This is a genomic window from Halothiobacillus diazotrophicus (assembly GCF_001663815.1).
GTDB lineage: Bacteria > Pseudomonadota > Gammaproteobacteria > Halothiobacillales > Halothiobacillaceae > Halothiobacillus > Halothiobacillus diazotrophicus.
Genome location: NZ_CP016027.1, coordinates 2103840 through 2118514, shown reverse-complemented (window position 1 = coordinate 2118514; position 14675 = coordinate 2103840). Strand labels below are relative to the sequence as shown.

Genomic DNA, 14675 nt, shown 5'->3' with positions numbered 1-14675 from the left:
GGATCGCCCACCGTTCCCCCTCCCCGTGATCGGCCCCGCCGACCGTACCGTTTCAGATTTTAGGAGTAACCAACCATGTCTGTGCCTAAAGAACACATGATGCCGATGCTCGATGCATCCCTGAAGCCGAGGTTCGAACCCAATCGTCGTATCGGGGCCATCGATATCGTCTACACCCTGGTCATGCTGGCCGCCGCCGTCTTCGCGTATTACCACTATCGCACCTATCTCTGGGGCCCCCAGATCGGAATGCTGTTCGGCTCGGCCATCGCCCTCAGCTTTCTGGGTTGGATCTGGCCGGCGACCCGCTGGCTGGTGGGCGTGGTTGCCGTCTTCTCCCTGTTCACGCTCTACCAGTACGGGCTCTATGCACCGGGCGGCGCAGCCGTAGGCCGCGTCAAGTTGCATGAAATCCAGGAAGGTCACTTCTTCCTGCGGTTCTTCTTCGCCAGCCCGGCCGCCACCATGTGGATGGTCGTGCTGTTCGCGCTCGCCATGCCCGCCTATTATTTCGGTCTCTGGCGTCGGTCGGAATTCACCCAGAAGGTGGCGAGCGGCCTGGTCTGGAGCGGGGTCGCCATGGCCTTCATCGGCTTCTTCGCCCGGTGGCGCGAGTCCTATCTGATCAACTTCGACTACGGTCACATCCCGGTCAGCAACCTCTACGAAGTCTTCGTGGTATTCAGCGTCTTCACGTCGATCCTGTACCTGTACTACGAGCGCCGCTACAAGACCCGTGCGCTCGGCGGCTTCGTCATGACGGTCGTCACCGCCGCCCTGGCCTTCCTCATGTGGTATCAGGTATCGCAGGAAGCCAACACCATCGAACCGCTGGTACCGGCCCTGAAGAGCTGGTGGATGAAGATTCACGTCCCGGCCAACTTCATCGGCTACGGCAGCTTCGCCATCTCCGCCATGGTGGGCGTGGCCTACCTGATCAAGGAAAAAATGGGTGGCGACGGCCCGAACGACCGGCTGCCGTCCCTGAGCGTGATGGACGACATCATGTACAAGTCCATCGCGCTGGGCTTCGCCTTCTTCACCATCGCCACGATTCTGGGCGCCATGTGGGCGGCCGAGGCCTGGGGCGGCTACTGGAGCTGGGATCCCAAGGAGACCTGGGCACTGATCGTCTGGTTGAACTATGCTGCCTGGCTGCACCTGCGCCTGAGCAAGGGTTGGCGCGGTGCCGCGATGGCCTGGTGGGCCGTCGGCGGACTGCTGGTCACCACCTTCGCGTTCCTGGGCGTGAACATGTTCCTGTCCGGGCTGCACTCTTACGGCAAACTGTAACGGACGCAGGCGCCTTCACCGGCGCCACCCGGTCACGATAGCCCCGCATCTCTGCGGGGTTTTTTTCGCCCTGAAGCCGAACGTCCGTTCAAATGCCCGGTCTATATCGTACAATTTCAATTCGTCCCCCATACCGGAACGGGTCCCGCACCCGAATGTTTCAACAGGAGTTTTTATGTCGCGACGTGTTATCCCCTGGACCCGTGCCTGGGTGAGTCTTGGCCTGCTGTGCCTGTCGATACTGAGTGTCCCCGTAGCCACCGCGGAAAATGCACCGGCGGTCACGCTCAAGGAAAACGGCAATTACCGGGTCGTCATCACCGACGTCAAACCACCTGCCGACGGCAAGATCCTCGTGCAGGAATTCTTCTGGTACGGCTGCCCGCACTGCTTCCATCTGGAACCGAAGATTGAAGCCTGGCGCAAGACGCTGCCCGCCAACGTCGATTTCGAACCCTATGCGCTGCCGCTCTCCCCGAACTGGATACCGCTGACGAAGGCGTTCTTCGCCGCGAAGTTCATGGGCGTGTTGCCACAAACCCACCGGGCGATCTTCGACGACATTCACGTCAAGCGCATGCGGCCGGTCAACAAGGAGCAGATTGCCGACATGTACGCGGATCTCGGCGTCAACCGGGACAAGTTCCTGCAGATGTACGACTCCTTCGGCGTGGATAATGCCGTTCGCCAAGCCGAGGTCGTCGGGCAGGAAGCTGGTGTCACCGGCGTCCCCGCCATGCTCGTCGACGGCAAATACCTGGTCACCGGCGACATGGTGGGCAGCAATGAAGCCATGCTCCCGGTGGTTCGGGCACTGATCGACAAGATCACGGCCGAAAAGCGGACATCCGCATCGAAGTAATACCTGGCCGGGCTCAGCCCCGGCCGCGAGGTACGGACAACGACCATCCCATGGCCAGCACGCAGCGCACCCATCCCATCGTGTTCAACCCCGTACCGGCCCCATTGGCAGAGGACGCACCGTCCCTGAGACTGCTCTCCTACAACATCCAGGCCGGTATCGCGACGAGCCAATATCGTGATTACGTCTTCCATGGCTGGAAACACGTGCTGCCGAGCGCCGACCGCATCCGCAATCTCGATCACATTGCAGGACTCCTTCGGCAATTCGATATCGTGGGGCTCCAGGAAACCGATGACGGCTCCCTGCGCAGTCATTTTCTCAATCAGACCGAATATCTTTCCCTTCGCTCTGGCCTGCCCCACTGGTCCAGTCGCCTCAACCGAGATCTCGGCCACTGGGGCCAGCATGCCCTCGGTCTTCTGGCCCGCACGCAGCCCCTGAATATCGAAAAACACCCCTTGCCGGGCCGAATCCCGGGGCGCGGCGTCCTTCTGGCGGATTTCGCCTGGCAAGGGCAATCCCTGCGCATCATCGTGAGTCATCTGTCCCTGAGCCAGCGCGCACGGCGACAGCAATTGACTCGGTTGATCGAGTTGTGTGCCGAACACCCCGGCCCCAAGATCGTCATGGCAGACTTCAACTGCACGCCGGACAACGCCGACTTGCAAAAGTTGTGCAATCAGGCGAACCTAAAGCTGCCGGCGGATTCGCCAGACACCTATCCGAATTGGCGCCCCAATCGCGCCATCGATCACATTCTCGTCAGCCCGGAAATCGTGATCGAATCGGTCGAGGCGTTGCGTTTCGGTGTATCGGATCACGCGCCGTTGGCCATGCAAATTGCCTTGACCCCTCCGGACAGCCCCCATCTCCAAGCGAACGCATCATGATCCCAAGGAGCGGCGAATGAGCGAGACCCCGAAAGAAGCCCCGAAAATCGACTATCGCGAACGTTATGAGCAACTACTGGGTGAAATCAGCACGCTGGAAAACAACGAGCAGCGACACCAGTCGCTGCTGCGGACACTGATCAGCCGGGTTCTGTTCGCCGTCGACAAGGCCTATCCGGAACTTGCCGCGGATAGCCAGAAACTTCGCGAAACGCTCCGCCAGTCGGAAGACGGCCCGCTCGCGCTGGACCGCCTTCAGCCGAGCATCGAGCGCCTGGCCGAGGAAATCCGTGCCATCGAGGCCAACAATCTCACCCCGCCCCGCAGCGAGACGCTCACGCCGGAGGAGAATGCCGCACAGATCGACGTCCGAGACTTTCTGCCGATCCTACTCGAGCGTATCGCGTTTACCGAGCAGCTTGATGGGCGGCGCGCCAAGCTACTTAGAATCATTCAGGATCCCAAGGATCGCACGCTCAACTCCGTTCTGATCGATCGTGCCGCATCCCTCATCAACGATATGCGCCGCGCGCTGGAACATGAGAAGACGGAGTTGGCGCAGTTTCTCCAGCAGTTGACGGAGTCCCTCTCGGAAATCGATCAACATACCTTCGCGCACCTCACCGACATCCAGACGCAAAGGGACTCGCAGCGTGCCCTCGACGAGGCGGTGACGGAACAGGTCACGCACATCGGACAGACCGTGGCATCGGCCACTGATCTCGACGAATTGAAGAAAGAGGTTCGCGAACGCATCCTGCGCATCGGCGACTACATACAGTCCTTCCGGCAAACGGAAGAAAAGCGACTCGATGAACTGGAACTCGAGAATCAGCACATGCGTGAGCAGATCACCAAACTGGAAAGCACGCGCAGCTTCTTGCACGAGCAACTGATCGCCAGCGAGCAGAAGATGCTGCGCGACCCCCTGACCGGTCTACCGAACCGGCTCGCCCTCGACGAGCGTGTCGAACTGGAAATGGCGCGCATGAAACGCGAAAGCACCCCGCTGTGTTTCGCCATCTGGGATATCGATCATTTCAAGAGCGTCAACGATACCTTCGGGCATCAGGCAGGGGACAAGGCGCTGCACGTGGTCGGCAAGACGCTGCACAAGCTGATCCGTGACGTCGACATGGTGGCCCGATACGGCGGCGAAGAATTCGTGATGATTCTGCCCCGGGCAAACCTGCAACAGGCATTCGTGATTCTTGAACGAATTCGCGAGACGCTGGCCGGCACTGCCTTCCGCTTCAAGGAAACCCCCCTGAAGATCACGCTCTCCTGTGGCGTGGCCGAAGTACAACCCCAGGAAACGAGCGAAACGGCGATCATGCGTGCCGACGAGGCCTTATATCGGGCCAAATCCAATGGTCGCAATCGCACCGAAATGGCGCTGATCAAGTAGCCAAGGGGCGTTCGTTGCGGCCGCGTTAGCGTCGTGCCTCTGATGGCGTTCGGCCCTCACCTTCACCCAGCACCTCGGTTTCAAGACGCGTCGTGGCCTGCTTGTAGAAGGCCAGTGCCTGCACGCTGTCGCGTTGGCGTTCGTGAATCTGTGCGGCAAGACGCAACGTCGCCACATCGGGCTGGTGCGTAAGCGCGGCGGCCAACTCATTCTGCGCCGTGGCCAGATCGTCGTTCAACCAGGCCAGCTTGGCCTGAGCGTAGGCCTTGTCCGCATCGCCCAACGCACACTCGTGCTGCCCGGCCCATGCGGCGAAAAGATTCCGGCCACGCGCCGGATCGGCTGGCGGCAGGTCAAGCCACTGCCGGAGCAAGGGCGGCGTGCAGCGCTGCTTCAACGCCTTTTCCAGAACCAACTCCGCATCGGCCGTTCGACCGCTCTGGGCCCATGCCCGTGCCAAACGGCTGATCAGACGAGAATCGTGTTTCATGGACTTGGGCACATCGGCCCAGAGCTGCGTCAGTCGTTCGGTATCGCCGGTACGGGTCGCCGTCGCGATCAGGCCGTCGAAAACCGCAAACTCGATGCGACTCAGGTCCTGCTCGGTGAACCCCGGCCATTTCAGACGCCGCAAGGCAGGCAGCAGCGTCTGCAGCTTGGCCCAGTCCTCTGCGGCATAGAGCGTTTCCGCAAAAGCGCAGAGAATGGCTTCGTCCTTGGGATGGGCCACCGACAGCCCGTGCAACAGCTCCAGCGCAGGCGGATATTCCCGCTCAACGCGCAAGCGATTGGCCAGATGCAGGGCGAGGAAATCGGCGAAACGCGGATACTGCAGCCGAACCTCATTCAAGAGATCCAGGGCTGCCGTCGTCTCGCCGCGGCCAAGCAGCGCATCCAGCGCGACCACCGAATGCAGTGGCGGCAGACTCCCATGGGCCCGGTTGTTCAGCGCCAGCTTTTCGGCTGCCGCGAACCGACCCCGCTCCAACTCCGCCCAGGCGCGCAGCAGGGCTTCGTCGGCAGCCCGCTGCTTGTGACGCGCGCTGCGTCGTCGCAGATATCCGGGGAGGCCGAACAGGGCTGAGAGCAACCGCCACACGATCATCAGCACAAGATAGGAAAGAAGAATCAGAACCAACAGCCCCAGGGCGGACGTCTGCAGATGCCAACCGAGCAGCGCGACATCCGCCGTACCCGGATCCCGAACGAAGTAGTAGCCGGCGACCCCCACAAAGAGAATCAGCAGCCCAAAGATCACGAAGCGTTTCATGGATGTGCCTCCGTCGCGGCGGGTGCCGAGGTCGTCGTGGCCATCAGACCGGTCGCACGCCAGGCTTTGAAGATCGGGGTCAGATCAGGCAGTTTTTTCGTCGCAAAGAAGTTCTGGGTTTCTTCCAGTGCCTGCAGGGTGCGTTTCACCTCGGGATCCTGATCTGCGTAGTGTGACTTGATCCAATCCTCCGCCTGCTGCAATGAGGCAGTCAAATCATGCGGATCTCGCGCCAGAAGCGCCTCGCGAACGGCCGTCAACCATATTTCCGTTTCCCGATCCGTACTGGCACGCGCACTGGCTTTCAGGGGCGCATCGCTGCGGGTCAGCGTGAATTGGCGGTCCAACCACGCCTCGACGGGTTGCCACACGGCACGCGGCCAGCGAACGTACCAGGGTGCGGCATTCGGCTCAGACGCCGTGGATGCGGGTGGAGACGCATTGGCGTCCCGGGACGACAGATCGGTCCCGATCAGGGGCCAGCGCGGGACCGCATCAACGGAGCGACGCAACAGCAGGGCCATCCCGACGCGATCGAAGGCATCCACCTGCTGGAGCTGGGCCAGTGCCTGGCTGATATCGGCGCGCACGGGCAGCACCTCGGGACGGGACAAGCCCGCCAGTCGCTGATCGGCGAGGGTCAAGGCCACGGCGGCCCCTGCGGGATCATGCGATACGCTCAGTCGTTCCTCGGCCCGGGTCAGCAGGAACCCGATCTCCGCCACCTGCCAGGCCAGTTCGCCGCGCCCGAGTCGATCCTCGATCTGCGCATAGTGCTGATCCAGCGTATCGATACGCTGCGTCAGCTTCTTCTCGGTCGCGCCATTGTCCGACTGCATGGCCGCACGCTGTTGTTGCGCCGCCTGTGCCTCAGTGTCCAGCCGGTCCAGACGAGACTGCGCATTGGCCAACGCCTGATCCAGCGCAGTTTGATCCGCCTTCTGCGTCGTCAGCACCTGATTGATGCGTGTCGCGTTCGTCTGGAACAGGTTCCAGCCATACCAGGCCAGACTGGCCAACGAGCCGGCAAAGACAACGAACATCACCAGCAACCAATAGCCATAGGCACGCTGCGCCGGGATCGGCGCCTCGTCCGCCCGTTCGCCGCCATTCGCCGCAGGCGTGTCGGCCGTCAGGTCTTCGGAGGCAGCGATTTCATCTGCAGCGGGCGCTCGGGACCCAATCTTGATCTCGTCGGCGATTTCGCTGGCCGTCGGTTTTTCGCGCTTGTCCGGCGCATCGGAGGAGGGTGTCGTCATGAGCGGCTATCCTGCTTCAATAAGGGAACGATCACTGCAGGCCCGGGCCAGTGCCTGATCATCCGGATCCGTCGCCCGAACGATGGTGCCGGTGAATCCGAGCGCGCGGGCCTTGGCTTCAGTGCGTTCGTTGATGACCACGAGACCAGAGTGTAACAGCCCTTTTCGCTGTCCGGCATCCAGCGCCGCTGTCGCCCAGTTGGTGAGGCACACCAGCGACTCGGGAGACGTGATCACCCAGATGGCGGGAAGCGTGCCCGTATCCGCACCGTCCTTTGGCGGCGCCCCGGCACAACGACGGCGATACACGGGCAGATAGCGCACCCTCGCACCACGGGACCGAAGGCCCGCTGCCAGCGTCTCTCGCCCGGTTTCACCCCGAACGAGCCAGACCGTACGGCCGGTCAGGTCACCGGACGGCCAGGCCGCCAGCAGTCCCTCGGAATCCTGGGTGGTCTTCGGCACGAGTATTTCGGTCGCCGAGCCCGCCCGAAAATCGCCCAGGACGGCTGCAGTGGCACCGCCCACGGCGGCCCAATGTCGGGCGGGCCATTGAGCCAGCGGCTGCAAGGCCTGCGCGTGTCGAACGGCACGGGGGCTGACGAATACCGCCCAGTCATCCTCGGCCATCGCGCTCAGTTCGGTTCGCAGACGCGCGGGATCAGCGGCGGACTCGATCAGCAGCAGTGGCCAATCGACGACTCGGCAGTCCGGACAGGCGGCGCGTATATGCGCTGCCAGGCGGGCATTGCCGCCATCCGGACGCGTCAGGGCAATCAGCGGAGTGGGTTGGCCGCGCACGCGACGCCTCGCGTTGCTACTGATCGTCACCGGCCACCGGGTCGGCATGAATGCCCACCTCGGCCAGGATCCGATCCGCACCGTTGCCCAACATGCGCTCGGCCAGGGCGACGCCAAGGGCAGCGCCTTCTACAGCGGGGCCGGTGATCTCGTCGCGCAGCATCTGCGACCCGTCCGGCTTGCCGACCATGCCGCGCAGCCACAATTGGCCATCGTCCAGCAGGATGGCGTGACCGCCGATGGGAACCTGACATCCACCGTTGAGCCGGGTGTTGAATGCGCGTTCGGCGGTGATCCGGGTGGTGGTGGCCGCATCGATCAGGCCGGCAACCAGCGCGTGCACGCCGGGTGCGTCGGTACGGGCCTCGATACCCAAGGCGCCCTGACCGACGGAAGGCAGGGAGTCTTCGGGCGGGATCTCGTAACGGACGCGTTCGTCGTAACCCATACGCTTCAGGCCGGCGGCGGCCAGGATGATCGCGTCGTACTCACCGGCATCCAGCTTGGCCATCCGGGTCTGGATATTCCCGCGCAGCATCTTGATGACCAACTGCGGAAACCGGGCGCGAATCTGCGTTTCGCGACGCAGGCTGGAGGTGCCGACCACGGCACCCTCGGGGAGATCCTCGAGCCGGGCATAGGTGTTCGAGACGAACGCATCCCGGGGATCGTGCCCTTCGAGCACGGCCACCAGCCCCAGTCCCTCAGGGAAATGCATCGGCACATCCTTCATCGAATGGACCGCGATATCCGCCCGCCCGTCGAGCAGGGCGACTTCCAATTCCTTCACGAACAGACCCTTGCCGCCAATCTTGGACAGCGGGCTGTCCAGGAGCTGATCCCCCTTCGTCGTCATGCTGACGAGTTCGACGCGCAACCCGGGATGCAAACGCTTGAGCTCCTCGGCGACGAACTCGCTCTGCCAGAGCGCCAGCGGGCTTTCGCGTGTCGCGATACGAATCAGATCCACGGGGGCAGTGGCATGCGGCATGAACTTATCTCCAGTAAAACGAAGGACTATGTTACCCAAGTTCGCTCCGATTGGGGGTACCGCCGCCCGCAGCGACCGCTCCGCCTACGATCGGGGGGAACCGGCGGCCATCCGCCGCGTCCAAGGATGATGCATGCTGTTCACCATCGCCCCCGCGCACGGGACACCGACCGAAAGTCGCTGGTTTTTGCGCTAAAATCGTGCCCAGCATCTCCTTCCTGCCGAGCACCACAGGTCATCCCATGCCCCGACTCCTGACCCGCCCACGCCCGACACTAATTGGTCGTCTCTTGCCGCTACTGAGCCTGGCCTTGCTCATCGCCGGCCCATTGCCAGCCACCGCGTGGGCAGAGGATGGCGACAGTGCGCCAACCGTCCCCTTCATGGCGGAGCTGCGGGATCTGCCTCGGGATCTCGCCGCGATGAAAGCGGCCAAAATTCCCATGCTGCTGTTCGTCCACGCCAGCTACTGCCCCTACTGTCAGGTGGTGGACAGCGACTTCATCAGTCCCATGGCCAAAGACCCGGCCTACCAGGGAAAACTGATCGTCCGTCGGTTGGAAATCGATGCGCCGGGCTCGGTCCTCGACCCGCGCGGCAATTCGGAATCGAATCGGGATCTGGCCCGCCGACTCGGCGTACAACTGGTCCCGGTCGTCGTGTTCTTCGGCCCGGACGGACAGGCCATCGGCGCCCCGATCACCGGCGTGACCGTGCCCGACTTCTACCCGTATTACCTGCAGCAGGGCATCGAGCTCGCCGAGCGTTGCGTCAAGACACCCGATCCGCAGCAATGCACCCCCAAGAAAAGGGCCGATCGTCGCGTCCTGTGATCGCCTGATCGATTGTCATTCGGGCGCCGATTACAGAACAAGAACCCTGAAACAACCGACACTTATCAACAGGAATCCTCAGGTTAATTCGTTTGCTTCCATCCCCGACTGCCGCTATAAAAGGGCTCTGCCCAAACCAATGCGGCAGGAACCACCCCTCGACAGGAGAAAAACCATGAAAGTCCGTACGCGCACACAAGCCATCCTCGCCTCCACGGCCATTGCAGCCGCCATGACGGCGGGCACCGCCACTGCAGCGACGCAGAACAACACCTTCAGCAGCCAGAATGCGCAGGGCAGCACCGTTCAGCTGGCCGAAATGGCCTGTGGCGGGAACGGCGCCTGTGGCGGCAACATGAAGAAAGACGACAAGTCTTCAACCAAGACCGAAAACAAGAGCTGATGCCGCATCCGGCGCCATGACCACCTCCGGCACCCGGTTCAGTCGGACCAGGCGGGCGCCATTGACCGGGACACTTCGGTGACATCCGTGAACACCCGCATGGCCGTCGATGTCGGCATCGGGCTGCGTCGGGGCAGCTTGATGCAGGAAATCGAGCAGAGTCAGCCCGACCTGGACTTTCTCGAAGTCGCCCCCGAAAACTGGCTACGACTGGGCGGCCCGGTCAAAAAACGCTTTCAGGCGCTGTGCGCACGCTACCCGCTCTACACCCATGGGCTGTCGCTGTCGATCGGTGGCCCGTCACCGCTGGACATCGCGTTTGTTCGCGCCATCCGGCAATTCCTCGACGAATGCCAACCCGTTCTATATAGCGAACACCTGTCGTTCTGTAGCGACAATGCCCATCTCTACGATCTGATGCCGATCCCCTTTACCGAGGCAGCCATCGATCACGTGGTCGAACGGATCGACCGGGTGCAGGACCTCCTCGGCCGCCGGCTGGTGCTGGAAAACGTGTCGTACTACACCGCACCGACCGCCGAACTCGACGAGGCGACCTTCATCACCACCATCCTCGAACGGGCCGACTGCGACCTGCTGCTCGACGTGAACAACGTCTACGTCAACAGCGTGAATCACGGCTACGACCCAGCCGCCTTCATCGACAGAATGCCGCTGGATCGTGTCCGCTATCTGCACGTGGCCGGTCACGAGCAGATCGAGCCGAATCTGATCATCGATACGCACGGCGCGGCGGTCAGCGACCCGGTCTGGTCGCTGCTCGAACACACCTACCGGCGATTCGGCCCCGTGCCCACCCTGCTGGAACGGGATTTCGAGATCCCACCCCTGAGCGCCCTGATGGCCGAGGTGTCCACGATACGGACCATCGCGGCATCCGCCCTACCGACCGATGCGGCACCGCGAGAGACCACGACCTCATGACGGCGGACTTTCAGACGCTGCAACGCCAGTTTGCCGCCCATGTCCGCAACCCGGATCAGGCGCCGCTGCCCGATGGCTGCGATGCCGACCGGATGCGACATTACCACCGGCTCTTCTTCAACAACTTCGATGGCGTGCTGGAAAGCACCTTCCCCCGCTTGCGTGCCAGCTTGCTCACGGCGCACTGGGACACCCTGGTACACACCTTCTTTCGCGACTCGCCACAGCATTCACCCTTTCTGGCCGACGTGCCCGCCCGATTCGCCGACTTTCTGGCCGAGCAGTCGCCGCTGGCGCTCACGCCGGGACAGGAAGAGCTCGCCGCCTTCGAACTGGCCTGCTTCGAACTGCGCAAGGCCGAGGACCCGGAACCCGCGCCCGAACTGACCGCAGATGGCGATCTTCTGGCCGGCCATCCGGTGCCGACCCCCGACAGCCTGCTGTTCGAGAGCGATTTTCCGGTCCACGATCCGGCCTGGTCGCCCATCGAAGGCGCCGCACAACCGACCTTTCTCTGCCTGATCCGCGACGACGCGGGATTGATTCGGATACAGACGCTTTCCGCCGCCAGCGCCCTGCTGCTCGCGCTGATCGGGGAAAACCCGGACGCATCCGGAGCCGACATCATCGAAGAACTCTGTCGGCAGAGCGGCCTACCGCCGGACGAGACGCGTCACCAGGCCCTGGCACAATTGGAAGACTGGCGCCGGGACGGCGTCCTGCTCGGGAGTACGCGGCGGACCGCATCGAAACGATAATTCACCCAACCACCACAAGGAGTCCGTGATGGCGATTACCGACTGGCCGGCCGACGAGCGGCCGCGAGAGCGATTGCTCAAACAGGGGCCGGAAGCCCTGTCCGACGCCGAACTGCTGGCGATTTTCCTGCGCACGGGCGTGGCCGGTCGCTCCGCCGTCGATCTGGCGCGCGATCTCCTGTCTCATTTTGGCGGGGTGCGGGGCCTGCTTGGCGCACCGCGTGTCGCGTTCACCGCCGCCAAGGGCCTGGGGGACGCGAAATATGCCCAGCTCCAGGCCGTGCTGGTACTGGCGCGTCGCCATTTTGCCGAGGAGATGACGGTTGGTGCCGTCATCGATTCCCCCGAGGCCACCCGACGCTTCCTCCATGCGGAATTGCGCGACTGCGACCAGGAGGTCTTTGCGGTGCTGTTCCTGGACAACCAGCATCGGGTAATCGCCTTCGAGCGCCTGTTCCACGGCACGATCAACCAGGCGGCCGTCCACCCCCGCGAGGTGGTGAAAGCCGTGCTGCGGCACAATGCCGCCGCCGTCATCCTCGCCCACAATCACCCCTCCGGCATCGCCGAACCAAGCCGGGCCGACCAGGAGATCACGGTGCGGCTGCGCGATGCGCTGAACCTGATCGACGTGCGCCTGCTCGATCATCTGATCGTCGGCGACCGCTGCACCTCCCTGGCCGAGCGCGGCATGCTCTGAACCCGGCCACGACCGTCGTCAGGTGCGCCAGTCGATGGGCGGCTCGCCGTGCTGCTGTAGAAAGTCGTTGATGCGCGAGAACGGCCGCGAACCGAAAAAGCCGCGATAGGCGGAGAGCGGGGAGGGGTGGGGGCTCTGGATGATCAGATGACGCTGGTTGTGGTTGTGCGGGGCGATCAGGGCCGCCTTTCGCTGGGCCGCCGCCCCCCAGAGGACGAACACCACGGGTTTTTCCCGCGCGGCCAGCGCACTGATTGCCGCATCGGTAATCAATTCCCAGCCCTGATTCTGATGACCCGCCGGTTGTCGCGCCGGGACGGTGAGCACCGCGTTCAGCAGCAGAACGCCCTGATCCGCCCAGGGCGTGAGGTCCCCGGAGGTATTGCGGATGCCGAGATCGTCCGCCAGCTCCTGGAAGATGTTCACCAGCGACTTGGGCAGGGGGCGCACGTCCCGCCGGACCGAGAAACTGAGCCCATGGGCGTGACCCGGCGTAGGGTAGGGGTCCTGACCGAGAATCACTACCCGCACCCGGTCGAAGGGCGTGGCGGCGAAGGCATTGAACCAGTCCGTCTTGGCGGGCAGCAACTGCTTTCCCGACCGCAGTTCCGTGCGCAGGAAATCCCGCAGACGATCGATGGGCGGCGTGGCGAATACCGAGGCCAGCTGCGCCCACCAGCCCGGTTCGAGCGGTGGCGCCTCGGTCATGGCATCAGCCGCTGGATTCGCCAGGCGCCCGGTTGATCCGCATCGGGCAGATAGACGAAGCGGTCATGCAATCGGGAAGGCCGCCCCTGCCAGAACTCCCATTCCTCGGGCACCAGCCGATAGCCGCCCCAGGCCGGATTGCGCGGCACGTCGCCTTCCGGATAGCGCTCGGCGATTTCCCGGAAACGCGCCTCCAGCACCGAGCGATCGGCGATGGGCGTGCTCTGCTCCGAGGCGGCAGCGGCCATGCGGGACTTGATGGGGCGTTGCTGGAAATAGGCTTCGGCATCGCTGTCCGGCAGTCGTTCGATGCGTCCGGTCACGCGAACCTGCCGGTCCGTCTCCGGCCAGTAGAACGCGAGCGCGGCATGGGGATTCTCGGCCAGTTCCCGGCCCTTGCGGCTCCGGCTGTCCGTATAGAAGCACAGGCCGCGGGCATCCAGATGCTTGAGCAGCACATAACGCGAGGACGGACGACCCGCCGCCGAGGCCGTCGACAGGCACATGGCCGTCGGGTCGAAATTTCCGGCCGCCTGCGCGGCAGTCAACCAGCCCTGCAACTGGGCCACGGGATCGGGCAACAGTTCCGCACGGTGCAACTCGCCAAAGACGAAATCGCGCCGGACGGCACGGTGGTCGTATTCGGATTGGTCGATGGATGAATCAGTCATGGGACCTCGATCGCTGGGCGGGTGAACAAGGGCGGGGCGCGGGTGAGTGTCGCCTCGACACCGAATCCTAACCGATCCCCGTGGATCCGGGCGTATCCTGTGTCGATCCGCAGCACCCGAGCGGTGGCCTTCCTGGGGTGGCTCGGCGCGGGCAAACGGCGTTCGGAACAGGCGCGCTGGGCTACAATCAGCGGATTGTTCCCTTTTATTCGGTGAGCGCAATCCCCCATGAACCAAACGCTGCATATTTTCCTGCTCCACGGCCTGGGTGCCCAGGGAGACGACCTGGCCCCCGTGGGGCGACTGCTGGCCGAGCAAACCGGCCTGCCGGTCGATGCTGTGGTGATTCATACCCCGGATGCCCCCTTTGCCCCGGTAACGATCAACGGTGGCTATGTGATGCCCAGCTGGTTCGACATTCTCGGCCACGACCGCACCGCCCCCGTGGACGAAGCCGGCATCGCGCGCGCAGTCTCGGACATGGTGCGCCTGATCGAGGCGCGGATCGGCGATGCCCCCTTCGTCATCGGCGGCTTTTCCCAGGGCGGCGTCGTTGCCTTGCGCACGGCGATGGCGACGGAACGGCCGCCGCTGGGCGTATTCATGCTGTCGACCTGGCTCCCGGCGCGGGATGCATTCTCGGTACCGCCGGACCGCCGGACACTGCCGATCTTCATCGGTCACGGCACGCAGGACGATGTCGTCCCCCACACCTCCGCGGACAGCGCCGCCGCCCACCTGCGCGATCTCGGCATGACGGCGGTCACGCAACGCAGCTATGCCATGGCACACAGCATCGTGCCCGAGGAGCTGGTCGACATGGCCGACTGGCTGCGGGCGCGACTGGCGAAAAGTACAGCCTAGGCTTCCGGACGACGGA

Annotated in this window: 16 protein-coding genes; 10 read left to right on the top strand and 6 right to left on the bottom strand. The window is 63.5% G+C overall.

The annotated features are described in order from the left end of the window. Positions 1–75: 75 nt before the first annotated feature. The 4 genes from ccsB to A9404_RS09315 all read left to right on the top strand — a co-directional run bounded on the left by ccsB (position 76) and on the right by A9404_RS09315 (position 4456). Positions 76–1293 (top strand): c-type cytochrome biogenesis protein CcsB, encoded by a 1218-nt coding sequence (gene ccsB / locus A9404_RS09330; RefSeq protein WP_082922871.1) that lies wholly within the window; start codon positions 76–78, stop codon positions 1291–1293. 175 nt (positions 1294–1468) lie between these two features. Then, complete coding sequence (locus A9404_RS09325) at positions 1469–2155, top strand: thiol:disulfide interchange protein DsbA/DsbL (protein WP_066100678.1); 687 nt, start codon at positions 1469–1471, stop codon at positions 2153–2155. 50 nt (positions 2156–2205) lie between these two features. Continuing rightward, complete coding sequence (locus A9404_RS09320; RefSeq protein WP_066100676.1) at positions 2206–3048, top strand: endonuclease/exonuclease/phosphatase family protein; 843 nt, start codon at positions 2206–2208, stop codon at positions 3046–3048. Positions 3049–3064: 16 nt separating this feature from the next. Further along, complete coding sequence (locus A9404_RS09315; RefSeq protein WP_066100672.1) at positions 3065–4456, top strand: GGDEF domain-containing protein; 1392 nt, start codon at positions 3065–3067, stop codon at positions 4454–4456. Between the two features lie 25 nt (positions 4457–4481). Here A9404_RS09315 and A9404_RS09310 read toward each other — a convergent pair whose 3' ends face one another. Genes A9404_RS09310 through hemC form a run of 4 tightly spaced genes read right to left on the bottom strand, consistent with a single transcriptional unit; the run spans position 4482 to position 8777 of the window. Continuing rightward, positions 4482–5726: a heme biosynthesis HemY N-terminal domain-containing protein gene (locus tag A9404_RS09310; RefSeq protein WP_066100669.1), complete on the bottom strand. Its 1245-nt coding sequence runs from the start codon at positions 5724–5726 to the stop codon at positions 4482–4484. Beyond that, the gene (locus tag A9404_RS09305; protein WP_066100666.1) at positions 5723–6985 is read right to left on the bottom strand and encodes a uroporphyrinogen-III C-methyltransferase; all 1263 of its coding nucleotides are present in this window, start codon (positions 6983–6985) and stop codon (positions 5723–5725) included. Before A9404_RS09305 ends, A9404_RS09310 begins: the two co-directional genes overlap by 4 nt. A 6-nt stretch (positions 6986–6991) precedes the next feature. Then, positions 6992–7786: a uroporphyrinogen-III synthase gene (locus A9404_RS09300; protein WP_066100663.1), complete on the bottom strand. Its 795-nt coding sequence runs from the start codon at positions 7784–7786 to the stop codon at positions 6992–6994. Positions 7787–7802: 16 nt separating this feature from the next. After that, the gene (gene hemC, locus A9404_RS09295) at positions 7803–8777 is read right to left on the bottom strand and encodes a hydroxymethylbilane synthase (RefSeq protein ID WP_066100660.1); all 975 of its coding nucleotides are present in this window, start codon (positions 8775–8777) and stop codon (positions 7803–7805) included. A 242-nt stretch (positions 8778–9019) separates the two neighbouring features. Between hemC and A9404_RS09290 the strand changes: the two genes are divergently transcribed. The 5 genes from A9404_RS09290 to radC all read left to right on the top strand — a co-directional run bounded on the left by A9404_RS09290 (position 9020) and on the right by radC (position 12416). Next, positions 9020–9610, top strand: coding sequence for a thioredoxin family protein (locus A9404_RS09290; protein WP_082922870.1), 591 nt, complete (start codon positions 9020–9022; stop codon positions 9608–9610). Positions 9611–9785: 175 nt separating this feature from the next. Continuing rightward, positions 9786–10013 carry a hypothetical protein gene (locus A9404_RS09285; protein ID WP_066100652.1) on the top strand — a complete coding sequence of 76 codons (228 nt, stop codon included), beginning with the start codon at positions 9786–9788 and terminating at the stop codon, positions 10011–10013. Between the two features lie 99 nt (positions 10014–10112). Next, the gene (locus A9404_RS09280; protein WP_066100648.1) at positions 10113–10958 is read left to right on the top strand and encodes an HvfB family MNIO-type RiPP peptide maturase; all 846 of its coding nucleotides are present in this window, start codon (positions 10113–10115) and stop codon (positions 10956–10958) included. Further along, positions 10955–11716 (top strand): HvfC family RiPP maturation protein, encoded by a 762-nt coding sequence (locus A9404_RS09275; RefSeq protein ID WP_066100645.1) that lies wholly within the window; start codon positions 10955–10957, stop codon positions 11714–11716. The genes A9404_RS09280 and A9404_RS09275 overlap by 4 nt, the downstream gene beginning before the upstream one ends. 28 nt (positions 11717–11744) lie before the next feature. Further along, positions 11745–12416: a RadC family protein gene (gene radC / locus A9404_RS09270; protein WP_066100642.1), complete on the top strand. Its 672-nt coding sequence runs from the start codon at positions 11745–11747 to the stop codon at positions 12414–12416. Between the two features lie 18 nt (positions 12417–12434). Here radC and A9404_RS09265 read toward each other — a convergent pair whose 3' ends face one another. Together A9404_RS09265 and pdxH are read right to left on the bottom strand one after the other, a co-directional pair. Further along, positions 12435–13124, bottom strand: a complete 690-nt coding sequence (locus A9404_RS09265) for a uracil-DNA glycosylase (protein WP_066100639.1) — start codon at positions 13122–13124, stop codon at positions 12435–12437. Then, positions 13121–13795 (bottom strand): pyridoxamine 5'-phosphate oxidase, encoded by a 675-nt coding sequence (gene pdxH, locus A9404_RS09260; protein WP_066100636.1) that lies wholly within the window; start codon positions 13793–13795, stop codon positions 13121–13123. Before pdxH ends, A9404_RS09265 begins: the two co-directional genes overlap by 4 nt. A gap of 228 nt (positions 13796–14023) precedes the next feature. On the opposite strand from pdxH, the gene A9404_RS09250 reads away from it, so the two are divergent. Next, positions 14024–14659, top strand: a complete 636-nt coding sequence (locus A9404_RS09250; RefSeq protein ID WP_066100630.1) for an alpha/beta hydrolase — start codon at positions 14024–14026, stop codon at positions 14657–14659. The last annotated feature ends 16 nt before the right edge of the window (positions 14660–14675 follow it).

What these genes read in the sequence shown, in the direction of transcription:
- A9404_RS09315 (WP_066100672.1), top strand. Translation starts at nt 3,065, where the DNA reads ATGAGCGAGACCCCGAAAGAAGCCCCGAAAATCGACTATCGCGAACGT.
- pdxH (WP_066100636.1), bottom strand. Translation starts at nt 13,795, where the DNA reads ATGACTGATTCATCCATCGACCAATCCGAATACGACCACCGTGCCGTC.
- A9404_RS09265 (WP_066100639.1), bottom strand. Translation starts at nt 13,124, where the DNA reads ATGACCGAGGCGCCACCGCTCGAACCGGGCTGGTGGGCGCAGCTGGCC.
- ccsB (WP_082922871.1), top strand. Translation starts at nt 76, where the DNA reads ATGTCTGTGCCTAAAGAACACATGATGCCGATGCTCGATGCATCCCTG.
- A9404_RS09250 (WP_066100630.1), top strand. Translation starts at nt 14,024, where the DNA reads ATGAACCAAACGCTGCATATTTTCCTGCTCCACGGCCTGGGTGCCCAG.
- A9404_RS09280 (WP_066100648.1), top strand. Translation starts at nt 10,113, where the DNA reads ATGGCCGTCGATGTCGGCATCGGGCTGCGTCGGGGCAGCTTGATGCAG.
- A9404_RS09275 (WP_066100645.1), top strand. Translation starts at nt 10,955, where the DNA reads ATGACGGCGGACTTTCAGACGCTGCAACGCCAGTTTGCCGCCCATGTC.
- A9404_RS09320 (WP_066100676.1), top strand. Translation starts at nt 2,206, where the DNA reads ATGGCCAGCACGCAGCGCACCCATCCCATCGTGTTCAACCCCGTACCG.
- A9404_RS09325 (WP_066100678.1), top strand. Translation starts at nt 1,469, where the DNA reads ATGTCGCGACGTGTTATCCCCTGGACCCGTGCCTGGGTGAGTCTTGGC.
- radC (WP_066100642.1), top strand. Translation starts at nt 11,745, where the DNA reads ATGGCGATTACCGACTGGCCGGCCGACGAGCGGCCGCGAGAGCGATTG.
- A9404_RS09310 (WP_066100669.1), bottom strand. Translation starts at nt 5,726, where the DNA reads ATGAAACGCTTCGTGATCTTTGGGCTGCTGATTCTCTTTGTGGGGGTC.
- A9404_RS09285 (WP_066100652.1), top strand. Translation starts at nt 9,786, where the DNA reads ATGAAAGTCCGTACGCGCACACAAGCCATCCTCGCCTCCACGGCCATT.
- A9404_RS09290 (WP_082922870.1), top strand. Translation starts at nt 9,020, where the DNA reads ATGCCCCGACTCCTGACCCGCCCACGCCCGACACTAATTGGTCGTCTC.
- hemC (WP_066100660.1), bottom strand. Translation starts at nt 8,777, where the DNA reads ATGCCGCATGCCACTGCCCCCGTGGATCTGATTCGTATCGCGACACGC.
- A9404_RS09305 (WP_066100666.1), bottom strand. Translation starts at nt 6,985, where the DNA reads ATGACGACACCCTCCTCCGATGCGCCGGACAAGCGCGAAAAACCGACG.